Annotated in this window: 14 protein-coding genes and 1 pseudogene; 9 read left to right on the forward strand and 6 right to left on the reverse strand. The window is 70.4% G+C overall.

Features of this window, described 5'->3' with window-relative positions; all coding sequences use genetic code 11:
• Positions 1–10: 10 nt before the first annotated feature.
• Positions 11–1,054, reverse strand: coding sequence for an alpha/beta fold hydrolase (locus Dfulv_RS09880; RefSeq protein ID WP_259862377.1), 1,044 nt, complete (start codon positions 1,052–1,054; stop codon positions 11–13).
• Positions 1,055–1,149: 95 nt separating this feature from the next.
• Here Dfulv_RS09880 and Dfulv_RS09885 point away from each other — a divergent pair, with 95 nt between their 5' ends.
• Positions 1,150–1,755, forward strand: a complete 606-nt coding sequence (locus tag Dfulv_RS09885) for a TetR/AcrR family transcriptional regulator (protein ID WP_259862378.1) — start codon at positions 1,150–1,152, stop codon at positions 1,753–1,755.
• Positions 1,756–1,784: 29 nt separating this feature from the next.
• On the forward strand, positions 1,785–3,836 hold the full coding sequence (locus Dfulv_RS09890; RefSeq protein WP_259862379.1) for a catalase: 2,052 nt from the start codon (positions 1,785–1,787) through the stop codon (positions 3,834–3,836).
• Between the two features lie 491 nt (positions 3,837–4,327).
• Here the strand turns inward: Dfulv_RS09890 and Dfulv_RS09895 are convergent, their stop codons facing one another.
• Both Dfulv_RS09895 and Dfulv_RS09900 read right to left on the reverse strand, forming a co-directional pair.
• The gene (locus tag Dfulv_RS09895) at positions 4,328–5,140 is read right to left on the reverse strand and encodes an MBL fold metallo-hydrolase (RefSeq protein ID WP_259862380.1); all 813 of its coding nucleotides are present in this window, start codon (positions 5,138–5,140) and stop codon (positions 4,328–4,330) included.
• Positions 5,137–5,556, reverse strand: coding sequence for a thioesterase family protein (locus Dfulv_RS09900; RefSeq protein ID WP_259862382.1), 420 nt, complete (start codon positions 5,554–5,556; stop codon positions 5,137–5,139). The genes Dfulv_RS09895 and Dfulv_RS09900 overlap by 4 nt, the downstream gene beginning before the upstream one ends.
• A gap of 101 nt (positions 5,557–5,657) precedes the next feature.
• On the opposite strand from Dfulv_RS09900, the gene Dfulv_RS09905 reads away from it, so the two are divergent.
• Complete coding sequence (locus tag Dfulv_RS09905; protein ID WP_259862384.1) at positions 5,658–6,455, forward strand: SIR2 family NAD-dependent protein deacylase; 798 nt, start codon at positions 5,658–5,660, stop codon at positions 6,453–6,455.
• Between the two features lie 204 nt (positions 6,456–6,659).
• Here the strand turns inward: Dfulv_RS09905 and Dfulv_RS09910 are convergent.
• From Dfulv_RS09910 to Dfulv_RS09920, 3 genes and pseudogenes are all read right to left on the reverse strand, one after another.
• Positions 6,660–7,721, reverse strand: a pseudogene (locus Dfulv_RS09910) (PH domain-containing protein); the annotation flags it as partial.
• Between the two features lie 131 nt (positions 7,722–7,852).
• On the reverse strand, positions 7,853–8,353 hold the full coding sequence (locus Dfulv_RS09915; RefSeq protein WP_259862385.1) for a PH domain-containing protein: 501 nt from the start codon (positions 8,351–8,353) through the stop codon (positions 7,853–7,855).
• The gene (locus tag Dfulv_RS09920; protein ID WP_259862386.1) at positions 8,350–8,556 is read right to left on the reverse strand and encodes an acetone carboxylase; all 207 of its coding nucleotides are present in this window, start codon (positions 8,554–8,556) and stop codon (positions 8,350–8,352) included. Before Dfulv_RS09920 ends, Dfulv_RS09915 begins: the two co-directional genes overlap by 4 nt.
• Before the next feature lie 221 nt (positions 8,557–8,777).
• On the opposite strand from Dfulv_RS09920, the gene Dfulv_RS09925 reads away from it, so the two are divergent.
• From Dfulv_RS09925 to Dfulv_RS09950, 6 genes are all read left to right on the forward strand, one after another.
• Positions 8,778–9,911, forward strand: coding sequence for an AAA family ATPase (locus Dfulv_RS09925; protein WP_406568010.1), 1,134 nt, complete (start codon positions 8,778–8,780; stop codon positions 9,909–9,911).
• A gap of 56 nt (positions 9,912–9,967) precedes the next feature.
• Positions 9,968–10,894, forward strand: coding sequence for a DUF58 domain-containing protein (locus Dfulv_RS09930; RefSeq protein WP_259867579.1), 927 nt, complete (start codon positions 9,968–9,970; stop codon positions 10,892–10,894).
• Positions 10,891–11,841, forward strand: a complete 951-nt coding sequence (locus tag Dfulv_RS09935; RefSeq protein ID WP_259862388.1) for a VWA domain-containing protein — start codon at positions 10,891–10,893, stop codon at positions 11,839–11,841. The genes Dfulv_RS09930 and Dfulv_RS09935 overlap by 4 nt, the downstream gene beginning before the upstream one ends.
• A 403-nt stretch (positions 11,842–12,244) precedes the next feature.
• On the forward strand, positions 12,245–12,949 hold the full coding sequence (gene fabG, locus Dfulv_RS09940) for a 3-oxoacyl-[acyl-carrier-protein] reductase (protein WP_259862389.1): 705 nt from the start codon (positions 12,245–12,247) through the stop codon (positions 12,947–12,949).
• Between the two features lie 18 nt (positions 12,950–12,967).
• Complete coding sequence (fabI, locus tag Dfulv_RS09945; protein ID WP_259862390.1) at positions 12,968–13,738, forward strand: enoyl-ACP reductase FabI; 771 nt, start codon at positions 12,968–12,970, stop codon at positions 13,736–13,738.
• Between the two features lie 20 nt (positions 13,739–13,758).
• Complete coding sequence (locus Dfulv_RS09950; protein WP_259862391.1) at positions 13,759–14,766, forward strand: ferrochelatase; 1,008 nt, start codon at positions 13,759–13,761, stop codon at positions 14,764–14,766.
• Positions 14,767–14,776: the final 10 nt, after the last annotated feature.

Genomic DNA, 14,776 nt, shown 5'->3' on the forward strand with positions numbered 1-14,776 from the left:
CGGTGGCGGGTCAGGCGGCGACGGTGCGCAGGGCGGCCAGGAACCGCTGCGGCTGGGTGAAGGCCGCGAAATGGCTGGCACCCTCGATCAGCACGAGGGACTTCTGCGGTGCCTCGACCTCGTCGAAGTACGACACCGCGGGATCCGTGAGGGTCACCACGTCCTGAGCGCCCTGGAACAGGTGGAACGGGATCTCGAATCTGGAGCCGAGCGCCCGCGCGTCGAAGCGCATGAACTGCTCGAACATCGCGTCGCGCACCTTGCCGAAGCCCTTCAGCCAGGCCATGACGTCGAGCAGCGAATAGTCCGGCTTGGTCAGCAGCAGCGGGAAGAGCAGCTTGAACACGCCGTTGGGCGTGGTGGGGTCGGTGCCCATGGTCCACTGCATCCGCCGGCCCCACGCCGTGACGTCCCAGTTGCGCGGGTCCTCGTCGAGCGCCTCCAGCGCCGCGACCCCCTTGTGGTTGCCCGCGGCACGCAGCCGTGCCAGGGTGTCGAGCCGCGCCTGCCGCTCGTTGGCGACCATGTCGACGTAGAAGTCGGTCCCCACGTATGCGCTGAACAGGTCCGGGCGTCGTTGCGCCATCGGTAGCCCGACGATGGTGCCCATCGAGCCCGCCATCAGGATCAGCTTGTCCTTCCGCAGGTGGCGGCGCAGGTATTCGGCGACCTCGATGCCGTCGTCCACCATCCGCTCGAAGGTCAGCTCCTCGGCCGGCGGCCAGCCGTTGTGGCGCAGAGTGCGCCCGGCACCGCGCCGGTCCCAGTGCACGACGGTGAAGTGCTTCTCCCACTCGCGCAGGACCGGGGTGAACACGGAATAGGGCGAGCCGGGGCCGCCGTGGACGACGAGCAGCACCGGGTTGGCCCGGTCCTCGCCGCGGATCTGCAGCCACTGCTGCGTGCCGCCGATCGTGACGTAACGCCCCTCGACCACGGCGTCGGGGGTGTTGATGCGCGCATCGAGGGCGCGGCGGTGCTTGCGGGCGGCGCGGTAGGCCAGCGGTGCGACGACGGCGGCAGCGGCGATGGCGACGGGCGCGACGACGAACATGACGTCCTCCGAGGGGTCGGGGTGGATGGGAAAGACTGTACGGAGTTCTTAGACGTTTTTGCAAGACGTATGTGTGAGACGGTACGATCAGTGTCATGGGCAACCGGGACAAGCTCCTCGAAGGCGCGCTGCAATGCCTCTACGAGAAGGGCTTCGCGCACACCACCGCACGCGACATCGCCACGGCCGCGGGCGTGAGCCTGGCCGCGATCGGATACCACTTCGGCACCACCGAGGCGCTGCTCAACGCCGCGCTCATCCGGGCGATGGAGAACTGGGGGGAGGAGCTGGACCTGGCGCTCAACGACGAGCGCGACGCGGCACTCCCGCCGGCCGAGCGGTTCGTCGCCGTGTGGACGCGGGTGATCGACTCCGTCACCGCCAACCGGCCGCTGTGGACCACGCAGTTCGAGCTGGTCACGCAGATCGGTCATCACCCCGAGCGCGCGTTGCAGTGGAACGAGGCGCAGGACGAGGCGCAGTTCGGTCTCGCGGAGCTGTTCCACGGCATCGACGCCGACGAGGAGCCCGAGCTGGCCCGCATCGTCGGAGGGCTGTATCAGGCGCTGCTCACCGGAGTGGTGGTGCAGCACATCGTCTCCCCGGGGGTCGCGATGAGCGGGCGTGACCTGATCACCGCGCTGCGTGAGGTCGCCAGACGCCTCGGCGGGGAGGGGTCGGATCTTCAGAAAAGCGTGTAAAACAGGCCAAATGTGGTAGCCCGGAAGCCATGACCACCAAAGACCGGCAGCTCTCCGTCAATCGCAGACCGTTCAACGAAGGTGTGCTGACCACCGATCAGGGGATCCCGGTCCAGGACACCGACAACTCGCTCCGGGCCGGTGCTCGAGGTCCCAGCCTGCTCGAGGACTTCCACCTGCGCGAGAAGATCATGCGCTTCGACCACGAGCGCATACCGGAGCGTGTCGTGCATGCACGGGGAACCGGCGCGCACGGTGTGTTCAAGGTCTACGAGCCGCTCGACGAATACACCACCGCCGACTTCCTGACCGACCCTGACGCCGAGACGCCGGTGTTCGTGCGCTTCTCGACCGTCCAGGGATCCCGCGGATCCAGCGACACGCCGCGGGACGTGCGCGGGTTCGCCACGAAGTTCTACACCCGGCAGGGCAACTTCGACCTCGTCGGCAACAACATGCCGGTGTTCTTCATCCAGGACGGCATCAAGTTCCCCGACCTGGTGCACGCGCTGAAGCCGGAGCCGCAGAACGAGATGCCGCAGGCCGCCTCCGCGCACGACTCGTTCTGGGACTTCGTCACGCTGCAACCCGAGACGATGCACCACGTCATCTGGCTCATGTCCGACCGGGCCATCCCCCGCAGCTTCCGCATGATGCAGGGCTTCGGCGTGCACACGTTCCGGCTGGTCAACGGCCAGGGACGCAGCACGTTCGTGAAGTTTCACTGGACACCAGTGCTCGGCACCCACTCCCTGGTCTGGGACGAGGCACAGAAGATCGCCGGCAAGGATCCCGACTACAACCGCAGGGATCTCTGGGAGGCGATCAACAGCGGTCAGTTCCCGTCGTGGGAGCTCGGGCTGCAACTCATTCCCGAGAATCGGGCCTTCGAGTTCGAGGACATCGACATCCTCGACCCCACGAAGATCATCCCGGAGGAACTGGTGCCCGTGACGCCGGTCGGCCGGCTCACGTTGAACCGCAACCCGGACAACTTCTTCGCCGAGACGGAGCAGGTGGCGTTCTGCGTCGGCAACGTGGTGCCAGGGATCGACTTCACCGACGACCCCCTGCTGCAGGCCCGGCTGTTCTCCTACCTCGACACACAGCTCAACCGGTTCGGCGGCGCCAACTTCTTCCAGCTGCCGATCAACCGCGCGATCGCCCCGATCCGCAATCACCAGCAAGACGGCTTCCAGCAGCACGAGGTGCCGGTCGGCCGGGCGAACTACTTCCCGAACTCGCTCGGCGGCGACCAGCCGACCCCAGCCGGCCCGGCCGGGTTCGTGCACTACCCCGAGCACGTCGACGGGCCGAAGGAGCGCAAGCGCAGCGAGACCTTCGCCGACCACTACAGCCAGGCGACCCTGTTCTGGAACAGCATGTCTTCCTGGGAGAAGGAGCACATCATCGCGGCCTACCGGTTCGAGCTCGGCAAGGTCGAGTCGATGCCGATCCGCGTGCGGCTCGTCGAGCATCTCAACCGCGTCGACCACGACCTGGCGATCGCCGTCGCGCTCGGCATCGGCGTCGAGGAGCCGGTGAAGTCCATCGACAACCACGGCCGCAGCTCACCCGCGCTGTCCCAGGCCAACTCGCAGCGCGAGTCGGTGCTCAGCCGCAAGATCGCCGTCCTCGTCGGCGACGGCGTTGACGCCCGCATCGTGACCTCACTGCGCGACACGCTGACGGAGCGCGGTGCGATCGTCGAACTGCTGGCACCGGTCGACGGCACGATCACCACGTCCGACGGGCTGCCCATGGAGGTGACCCGCGCGATGCAGACGATGTCGTCGGTGCTGTACGACGCGATCGTCGTCCCCGACGGCGCGCCCGACCTCGCCATGGACGGCCTCGCGGTGAACTACGCCGCCGAGGCGTTCAAGCACGGCAAGGCGGTCGGCGCCTTCGGCACCGGCCTGGGGCTCCTCCAACGCGCCCAGATCCCGCTGACGACCGCCCCGGCGGATCCGGCCCTGATCGCGTACGACGAATGGACGCCCGACTTCGCCACGGAGTTCACGAAAGCGCTCGCCGCCCACCGCAACTTCGACCGCGACATCGACGCCGTCCCGGCGTGAGCCACCGACGTGCCACCCTGAGGAGCGGCGGTCCGAGGACCGGCAGCGTGACAACGAGGCGGCAGCGGCGGGGATCAGGACCTTGCGGTACGGCTGGAGCGACGTGGCCGCGCCCTGCGTCGTCGCCGTGCAGGTCATCCGCGCGCTCCGGTCCGGGGGCTGGCGCGGCCGCCCGCGCCGTTGCCGGCGTGTGGAGTGCGTGGTGCGGCCATGATCGTGGAGCATTTGGCACCCAGGGAGCCTGTTGCGTAATTCGCTGGGACAGCGTTGGCGGCCCAACTACGCGCCGATCTTGGAGTTGTGGCGCCATGAACCTCCGAATTTGTCCGGGTTTGTCAAGGACCACAACTCCAAGATCGGCGCGGTTGTCGGGGTGGACGCGCGAGGGATCCGAATTGCGCGACAGGCTCCAGGACGGCAAGAACGCTCCACGATCATGGTGAGGCGCACGGTGGGCCGGGTCGGGCGGGCGCCGGTGGAGGAGTTCGGCGTCAGGGCTGGTTCAGGTGGATGTAGCCGCGGCGGACCGCCTGCAGGGAGAGCTCCTGCGGGAACGGGGCCTTCGCGGCCACCCGCTCGGCGGGGGCGCCGTCCTGGTCGCCCTCGCGGATGAGCCAGGCCAGCGCAGCGAGCTGCTCGTGCTGGGCGCGGACGAACGACGCGTCGACGACCTTGCCGTGGCCGGGGACCACGCTGGTCGCCGGGGTGAGCCGCGACTGGAGGGCGGCTACGGTGTCGGGCCACTCGAGCGGGTAGGCGTCGTCGAACTGCGGCGGGCCGCTCTCCTCGATCAGGTCGCCCACCACGGCGACGTCGGCGTCCGGGACCAACGCCACGACGTCGCCGGCCGAGTGGCCGCGGCCGAAGTGGCGCAGCTCCACCGGGCGGCCGCCGAGGTCGACGACGGCCTCGGTGCGGATGGTGTGGTCGGGCGGGGTCAGGACGACGGCGGCCAGCTCGTCGGCCAGCTCGGGGTACGAACGCTGCCACTGCGCGCACAGCGTGGGGCCGTGCTGCGGGCCGAGCAGCACCGCGGTCTCCTCGTGGCCCCAGATGGGCGCTCCCTCGCCGGCGAAGACGAAGTTGCCGAACGTGTGGTCGAAGTGGTGGTGCGTGTTGAGCACGGCCAGCGGCAGGTCGGTGATCCGGCGGACCGCGGCGAGCAGGTCACTCGCCTGGGCGCCGGTGGAGAGGGTGTCGACGATCAGCGCCGACTCGCCGCCGACGATCAGCGTCGCGGTCACGTCGAGCACCTTGTGCCGCAGGACGTGGACCCCGGACGCGATCTCGTGCAACACCGTCACGAGCGGTCCTCCAGGGCCTTGTTCAGGAACCGCTGGCGTTCGACGATGACACGCTCGACGCGGCCCTCGGCGACGACCTGGTGGCCGTCGCGGACCGAGATCTCGAAGACCAGCTTGCGGCCGTCGGCCTTGGCCAGCCTGGCCTCGGCGACCACCTTGGCGCCGATCGGGGTGGCGGCGCGGTGCTCGAGCTCGATGCGGGTGCCGACGGTGGTGAAACCGGGTGGGAGCCGGCTCGCCGTGGCGCCGACGGTCGCCGCCTCGGCCAGTGCCAGCACCCGCGGGGTGCCGAGGACCGGCACGTCACCCGAGCCGACCGCCTGCGCGGTGTCGGCGTCGGTGACCGTGAGCTCGGTGCGGGTGACAGCGCCCACCCAGGGAGCCGCATCGACCGTGGGGCGCTCGTTCGGCTGCATACGTCCAGCCTAACGACAGCCGATAACGCGTGGCCGAAAAATCTGACGCACGTCGATAATTGGCCGCGCAGGAGGGAAGAGCGAGCCGCGCAGGAGGAAGAGTGAGCAGGCAAGAGGGGGCGGAACCGGTGGAGAACATCGAGGTCCTGGACGAGGTCGCCGGCTGGGTCGCCGCGGGCGGCGTTGTCGTGCTCACCGGTGCCGGGATCTCCACCGACTCCGGGATCCCCGACTTCCGGGGGCCCAACGGGGTGTGGACCCGCAATCCGGAGGCCATGAAGCTGTCCTCGATCGACCACTACGTGGCCGATCCCGACGTGCGGCGGCAGTCCTGGCAGGAGCGTCTGCACCACCCGGCCTGGGAGGCCACGCCGAATCCGGCGCACGAGGCTCTCGCCCGGATGGAGCGGGACGGGAACCTCACCGCCGTGATCACCCAGAACATCGACGGGTTGCACCAGCGCGCCGGGAATGATCCGGCCAAGGTCATCGAGCTGCACGGGACGATCTTCGAGACCGAGTGTCTGTCGTGCGGCGCCCGCAGGCCGATGCGCGCCACGCTCGACCGTGTGGAGCGGGGTGAGGCCGACCCGGCCTGCGAGGAGTGCGACGGGATCCTGAAGTCGGCGACGATCTCGTTCGGTCAGTCGATGAACATGGCGACGCTGGAGGCGGCGGCCGAGGCGGCGATGTTCTGCCGGCTGTTCGTCACCGTGGGCACGTCACTGACCGTCCACCCGGCCGCCGGGCTGGTCGAGGTCGCCCGGAACCACGGTGCCCGGGTGGTGATCCTCAACGCTGCCGGCACGCCCTACGACGCTGTCGCCGATCGAGTGATCCGCGAGCCGATCGGCACCGCCCTGCCCCGGATCGCCGGCATCCGGACCGCTGCCGGCTGAGGCCGAGCCCGGAGCGGGGCCGGCACCGGCAGGGGCGGTGAGGCCGGGAATGCCGCCGAAGGGGGCGCCGCCGGACAGGGGCGCCGGGGTGTGGGCGCGTGCCGCGAACAGGCGGCGGGCCGTCCGGGAACGTGCCGCCAGGTCATCCGCCAGGCGGTACGCGTCCGCGGTGTCCCGGTGCCGGGCCACCGCGTGCAGGCCGCCCGCCGTGTCCACGTGCACGGTCGCCACGTCCAGCATGCGCTGCAACGGGCCCTGCGTCACCCGCACGCTCTGCACCCGCGCCAGTGACACCGCCACCAGCTCCCGCGTCAGGACCCCCTCGCGGACGGCCACCACGTCGTCGGTGACCGCCACGCCGATCCTCGACCACGCCAAGGGGGCGAGCCAGCGGGCACGCCGGGGCGGGCGGGTCACCGGCAGTGCGGTGGCGTCGATCCCGGGGCCGTCGAGGCGGAGGGTGACGGCCACATCCAGTACCGTCGCGGCGACCGAAGCGGTGTCGGAGGCTGCGGCGACGGGCACGAGCGTGCCGGCCCGCAGCTGTTCCTCCCCGTTGCCGCCGTAACCCGCGACGTCGATGCGGGCACGCGCCCAACCGGGCGCCCGCCACAGCAGCGGCCAGGTGATCTTGAGGCCCTGGACCCGCCGCGGCGGCACGGTCTGGCTGCGCTTGTTCAGCAGGCCCTGCTGCAGCCGCAGCGCGGCGGCGTCGGTGCCGATGTGGAAGTCCCACTCGTCGAGGACCCGGCGCACCGGCACCTGGAACACGCCGAGGAACGCGGTGATCGTGCTGGCCGCGCCGATGACCGTCCACGTCGGGTCGAGCGTGGCCTGCCAGATGACGAACGCGGCGCCGACGGGGACCGTGAGCGTCTGCGGGGTGAGCATCTGGGCGAAGAGCAGGCGCCGGTTGTCGACGGCGAAGAGCGGCCGCTCGGTGGGCACCGGCTCCGGCCGGACGCCGGTGGCCAGGCCGAGCAGCTGACCGCGCAGCTCCGTGGCGCCGGCGACGGTGAGGTACGCCAGCGGGGCCTCGGTCTTGCCCGCGCCGATGACCTCCAGCCGCAGCTCGGCGAGGCCGAAGACGCGGGCCAGCAGCGGGCGGACGATGTCGATCGCCTGCACCCGCTCCAGGGGGATGGTCCGGGTGCGGCGCGAGAGCAGGCCCTCGTGGACCCGCAGCTCACGCCCGACGACCTCGTAGCCGGTGACCAGCCAGATGACCGCCGACACCAGCACCGCGAGGACGAGGATGACGGCCATCGAGACGAGCCAGCCGATCGGGCCGAGGTCGCGCAGGCCCTGCCAGGAGATGATCACCGCGGCGGCGGCGACGAGCTTGGCGCCGCGGACGAGTGGGGTCAGCGGATGCAGGCGCCGGCGGTTGACGAGCGTCACAGGCCCTCTTCGCGGATCTCACCGAGTGCGGCGAGGCGGTCCCGCAGCCGGGTGGCCTCGGGCGCGTCGAGGCCGGGCACGGTGGCGTCGCTGGCGGCCGCGGCGGTGTGCAGGGTGACGGTGGCCAGGCCGACGGCGCGCTCGAGCGGGCCGGCGGTCACGTCGACGAACTGCATCCGCGCATACGGCACGATGGACAGCCGGCGGACCAGCAGCCCGTGGCGGACCAGCAGGTCCTCCTCGCGCTCGGCGTAACCCCAGGCGCGCAGCGAGCGGTGCAGGAACAGCGCGCGGACGGCGCCCAGGACGACGACGAGCAGCGCGGCCGCGAGGAACCAGGCCGACACGACGAACGCGGCGACGAGGCAGGCGAGCACGAGCACGAGGATCCATGCGCCCAGGACGGCCAGGCGCACGAGGAAATACCGCGGGGAGATCGGCCGCCAGGCCACGGTGTCCGGCCACGGGCGCAGCGGATCGGGTGCAACGGTCGTCACGGTTCGAGCGTATCCCCGTCGATCGTTTCGACCTCCCGCAAAAAGGCACGCCGCGCGAGGAAGTCGCTCAGCGAGGCCTTGTGCTCGTCGCACGCCAGCCAGACCTTGCGGCGCTCGGGCGTGTGCAGCTTCGGATTGTTCCAGCACAGCCGCCATTTCGCGGGTGCACGGCAGCCCTTGGCGGAGCAGATCAGTGGATCCACGGCGGCCAGTCTGCCAGCAACGCGGAGGGGGGATGAGCGCCGGGCGGCCACGGGGGAAGCCGCCCGGCGACGGGGTGAATCGTACCCACTCGTATACGGGTGATGTCCAGTCACCCGCGCTGTCCGATGCGAAAAAATCGCCATGGTCGATAGCCGCATTTCGGAAATACAGGTCCAATCCCCTCCTTGGCGAACTCCCAGTAGGCTCCCAGCAGCGTCAGATCGCCGCGGTCGTCCGCGCGTGCGACGCTAGGCTCGGAACACAACCAACGCGTGGAGGACCGGTGACCCAGCCGAGCAGCCCTGTCTCGACACCCGCACAGGACGCGACCGTGCTCGAGAGGGCCCTCTTCGAAGTGAAGCGGGTCATCGTGGGCCAGGACCGCATGATCGAGCGGATGTTCGTCTCGTTGCTCAGTCGCGGCCATGTGCTTCTCGAGGGCGTGCCGGGCGTGGCCAAGACCCTCGCCGTGGAGACCCTGGCGCGAGTCGTCGGCGGCACGTTCTCCCGCATCCAGTTCACCCCGGACCTGGTGCCCGCCGACATCGTCGGCACCCGCATCTACCGGCAGTCCAGCGAGAAGTTCGACGTCGAGCTCGGCCCGGTGTTCGTCAACTTCCTGCTCGCCGACGAGATCAACCGCGCGCCCGCCAAGGTGCAGTCGGCGCTGCTGGAGGTCATGGCGGAGCAGCAGGTCTCCATCGGCGGCGAGAGCTACGACGTGCCCCGCCCGTTCCTGGTCATGGCGACGCAGAACCCGATCGAGCAGGAGGGTGTCTACCCGCTGCCCGAGGCGCAGCGCGACCGGTTCCTGATGAAGATCCAGGTGGGGTATCCCAGCGACGCCGAGGAGCGGGAGATCGTCTACCGCGTCTCGGTGAAGACCCCGGAACCCGTCGCCGTGCTCAGCACCGAGGAGCTCATGGGGCTGCAGGCGAAGGCCGACGACGTGTTCGTGCACAACGCGCTCGTGGACTACGCGGTGCGTCTGGTGGTCGCGACCCGCGCGCCCGCCGAGCACGGCCTGGGTGACATCGCCCAGTTCATCCAGTACGGTGCGAGCCCCCGTGCCTCGCTCGGCATCGTGCGGGCGTCCCGCGCGCTCGCCCTGCTGCGCGGGCGGGACTACGCGCTGCCGCAGGACGTGCAGGACATCGCGCCCGACATCCTGCGCCACCGGCTCGTGCTCTCCTACGACGCGCTCGCCGACGACATCCCGGCCGACGACATCGTGCAGCGGGTCCTGGCCGCCGTGCCGCCGCCGACCGTCGCGCCGCGCCAGCAGGCGCAGGCCGTGGCGGGCGGTCCGCCTCCGCCGCAGACCACGACCATCACGACATGGCCGGGTCGTTGAGCAACGGCGTCTCCGCCCTCGGCAAGCTGCGCCGGGGCGGCAACCCGCGCACGGCCATGGCCGACGTCCACGGTCCCGTGGCGCTCGACTCGGCCCGTGCCGAGGTCGTGCTCAACCGCATGCAGCTGCTCGTCACCCGCAAGCTCGACGGTCTCCTGCAGGGCGACTACCTGGGCCTGCTGCCGGGGCCGGGCACCGAGGCGGGGGAGTCCCGGGAGTATCGGCCGGGCGACGACGTGCGGCGCATGGACTGGCCGGTCACGGCCCGCACCACGCTGCCGCACGTCCGGCAGACGGTGGCCGACCGTGAGCTGGAGACGTGGCTGGCCGTCGACCTGAGCGCGAGCCTGGACTTCGGCACGGCGAAGTACCTCAAGCGCGACCTCGCGATCGCCGCGGCCGCCGCCGTGTCGCACCTGACCGTGCGGGGCGGCAACCGCATCGGCGCCGTGGTCGGGACCGCGAGCGAGCTCACCCGGCTGCCCGCCCGCCCCGGCCGCAAGGACGCCCAGGGACTGCTGCGCACCATCGCGCTCACCCCGCCCCGGCCCGGCCGGGCCGACCTGGGCGCGCTCATCGACATGCTCAACCGCCCGCCGCGCCGGCGCGGCATGGTCGTCGTGATCTCCGACTTCATGACGCCGGTGAGCCAGTGGGCCCGCCCGCTGCGCAAGCTGGGCGTCCGGCACGACCTGCTCGCCGTCGAGGTCGTCGACCCGCGGGAGCTGGAGTTGCCGAACGTCGGGGTGATCGCCCTCGTCGACCCGGAGACTGGGAGCATGCACGAGGTGCAGACCGCCGACGCCAAGCTGCGCCACCGGTATGCGCACGCGGCCGCCGCGCAGCGCGCCGAGATCGCCTCGGCCATCCGCGGCGCCAACGCGTCCCACCTGCGCCTGCGCACCGACTCCGACTGGCTGCTCGACATCGTCCGGTTCGTCGCTGCACAGCGGCACGCCCGAACTCGAGGAACGACCCGATGATCCGTTTGCTCTCGCCGTGGTGGCTGCTGTCCCTGGTGCCGGTGGCCGCCGTCATCGGCGTGTACATCTGGCGGCAGCTGCACCGGCGCGCGTTCGCGGTGCGGTTCACCAACGTCGATCTGCTCTCCAGCCTGGTGCCGAAGGGCATCGGCGTGCGCCGGCACTTCAGTGCCGCGGCGTTCCTGCTGAGCCTCGTCATCCTCGGCTTCGGCATGGCCCGCCCGTCGATCGACACCAAGGAGCCGCTGGAGCGGGCGACCATCATGCTCGCCATCGACGTGTCGCTGTCGATGCAGGCGACGGACGTACAACCCACTCGAATCGAGGCCGCCAAGTCGGCCGCGGCCGACTTCGTCAAGCAGTTGCCCGCGTCGTTCAACGTCGGGCTGGTGTCCTTCGCGAAGACCGCCAGCGTGCTGGTGTCGCCGACCAAGGAGCGCAACTCCGTCCTCCAGGCGATCGACGGCCTCTCGCTGCAGGAGTCGACGGCGACGGGCGAGGCGGTGTTCACAAGCCTCGACGCGATCCGCACCGTCCCCGCCGACGGCGCGGCAGGACCGCCGCCGGCCCGGATCGTGCTGCTGTCCGACGGGTTCCGCACCGCCGGCCGCTCGCTGGAGGACGCGTCGGCGGCGGCCGCGGCGGCCAGCGTGCCGGTGTCGACGATCGCGTTCGGCACCGACGAGGGCGTGGTGCGCATCGGCAACACCCCGCAGCGGGTGCCGGTCGACCGGCCGTCGCTGCAGAAGGTCGCCGAGGTCACCAAGGGCTATTTCTACGAGGCGGCCAGCAAGGACGAGCTCAAGCGCGTCTACACCGACATGGGCAGCTCGATCGGCTACCGGACGAAGCCGCGCGAGGTCACCCAGTGGTACCTGGGCATCGGTTTCCTGTTCGCCCTGGCGGCGGGCGGACTGAGTCTGCTGTGGGGCTCGCGGCTGCCGTAGCCGTGATCAGTGGGCGCCGACCATGAAGAACAGGGCGGCGACCCACACTGCGACCAGGAAAAAGCCAACGGGCGCGATGAAGCGGCTCACGACGTGCTCCCAACGGGTGTGTCTCGGGGATCGGAGAACAGACACGCGAAAGCCGTGGCAGGGTTGCCAGCAAGATTGCTAGAACGAACTCCGGCCACGACTGGAGGGATCGCTACTTCGCACAGCGATCACCTCCTGAGAGCAGCTGCCGTGCCGGACGGGCAGCAATGGGCCCGGTAGCAACCGGACATGCAAACCTCACCATCGTACTGCGGCCCGCAAAGGCGGGCATCAGCCGACCGGCGAGTTGGCGGGTACCAGTGGGTAACGCCTAATCTCCGTACTGCATCGCATTGACTAGGAAGGCGGCATCGTGGCGAGGACCGTGCTGGTCACCGGCGGAAACCGGGGCATCGGATTGGCGATCGCGCAGGCGTTCGCCAAACAGGGCGACCGGGTGGCGATCACGCACCGCGGCTCCGGGGCCCCCGACGGCCTTTTCGGCGTGCAGTGCGACATCACGGACGCGGCCGCCGTCGACGCCGCCTTCACCACCGTCGAGAACGAGCTCGGCCCGGTCGAGGTGCTCGTCGCCAACGCCGGCATCACCCAGGACACGCTGCTGCTGCGCATGTCCGAGGAGCAGTTCACCGACGTCATCGACACCAACCTCACCGGCTCCTTCCGGTGCGCCAAGCGTGCCGCCAGCAAGATGCTCCGCGCGCGCTGGGGCCGGATCATCTTCATCTCCTCGGTCGTCGGCCTCTACGGCAGCCCGGGCCAGGTCAACTACGCGGCCAGCAAGGCCGGCCTGGTCGGCATGGCCCGCTCGATCACCCGCGAGCTCGGCAGCCGCAACATCACCGCCAACGTGGTCGCGCCCGGCTTCGTCGACACCGACATGACGGCCGTGCTGCCCGAGGCCACCCAGGCCGAGTACAAGAAGTCCATCCCGCTCGGCCGCATGGCGAAGGCCGAGGAGATCGCCGGCACGGTGACCTTCCTCGCCAGTGACGCGGCGGGCTACATCACCGGCGCCGTCATCCCCGTCGACGGCGGCCTTGGCATGGGTCACTAGAGGGAGCTCGACGCAGACATGAGTGGACTTCTCGAAGGCAAGCGGCTGCTGATCACCGGGATCATCACCGAACAGTCGATCGCCTTCTCCGCCGCGAAGCTCGCCCAGGAGCAGGGCGCCGAGGTGGTCCTGACCGGTTTCGGCCGGCTGTCGCTGGTCGAGCGGATCGCCAGGCGCCTGCCCAAGGAGGCGCCGCTGATCGAGCTCGACGTCACCAACCGGGAGCACCTCGACGGCCTGGCCGGCAAGGTGCGCGAGCACGTCGACGGCCTCGACGGCGTCCTGCACTCGATCGGCTTCGCGCCCGCGTCCTGCCTCGGCGGTGGGTTCCTCGACGCGCCGTGGGAGGACGTGGCCACCGCGGTGCACGTGTCGACGTTCTCGTTCAAGTCCCTGGCGGTGGCCTGCCTGCCGCTCATGGGCAACGGCGGCGCGATCGTCGGGCTCGACTTCGACGCCAGCAGGGCCTGGCCGGTGTACGACTGGATGGGCGTGGCCAAGGCGGGCCTGGAGTCCACGTCGCGATACCTCGCCCGCGACCTCGGCCAGCGCGGCATCCGGGTCAACCTGGTCGCTGCCGGCCCGCTGCGCACGATGGCCGCCAAGTCCATTCCCGGCTTCGCCGTCTTCGAGGACTCCTGGGCGAAGACCGCGCCGCTCGGCTGGGACCTCAACGACCAGGTGGCCGCGGCGAAGGCGTGCTGCGCGCTGCTGTCCGACTGGTTCCCGGCCACGACCGGTGAGATCGTTCACGTCGACGGCGGCTACCACGCGGTCGGCTCGTCCTGACCCGAGCGCAGAATAGGGGCGTGGTTTACGACGCGTTCCTCCTGGTTTCGTTCGGCGGTCCGGAAGGGCAGGACGAGGTCCTGCCCTTCATGGAAAACGTGACCCGTGGGCGGGGCATCCCGCGCGAGCGACTGGAGCTGGTCGCGGAGCACTACCGGCACTTCGGTGGTGTCTCGCCGATCAATGCGCAGTGCCGGGCCCTGATCGAGGCGCTGCGGCCCGAGCTGGACCTGCCGATCTACTGGGGCAACCGCAACTGGCACCCGTTCCTCGCCGACACCGTCCGGCAGATGCGCGACGACGGGGTGCGCCGCGCGCTGGCGTTCGTCACCAGCCCGTTCGGCTCGTACTCGTCCTGCCGGCAGTACCTCGACGACATCGCGCGCGCCCGCGCCGACGTCGGCCCGGACGCGCCCGAGATCGACAAGATCCGGCACTACCACGACCACCCGGGGTACATCGCACCGCACGCCGACGCCGTCCACGCCGCGCTGGAGGCGCTGCCGTCCCGTATGAACGCGCGCCTCGTCTTCACCGCCCACTCGATCCCGACCTCGATGAACGCGGCCAGCGGACCGGGCGGGGCAGGCCGCTACGAGGCGCAGCTGCGCGAGACCGCCGCCCTCGTCGCCGCCGAGGCCGCCCCCGAGCTGCCGTGGGACCTGGTCTGGCAGAGCCGCTCCGGTCCGCCGCAGGTGCCGTGGCTGGAGCCGGACGTCAACGACCACCTGGAGGCCCTGGCGAAGGCGGGTGTGACGGAGGTGGTGGTGAGCCCGATCGGGTTCATCTCCGACCACCTCGAGGTGGTGTGGGACCTCGACGTCGAGGCGAAGAACACCGCCGCCCGCCTCGGTCTCGCGTACGAGCGGGCCGCCACCCCCGGGCACGATCCGCGGTTCGTGACGATGATCCGACAGCTCGTGGACGAGCGCGTGCTTGCTCACAGTAACGTTCGTCACGCCTTGGGCACCGTTCCCACCTGGGATTACTGTCCCGCCGACTGCTGCGTGTCACCAAAACGCGCATAGGCTCGAAACG

Source organism: Dactylosporangium fulvum, assembly GCF_025137375.1.
Classification (GTDB): Bacteria; Actinomycetota; Actinomycetes; order Mycobacteriales; family Micromonosporaceae; genus Dactylosporangium; species Dactylosporangium fulvum.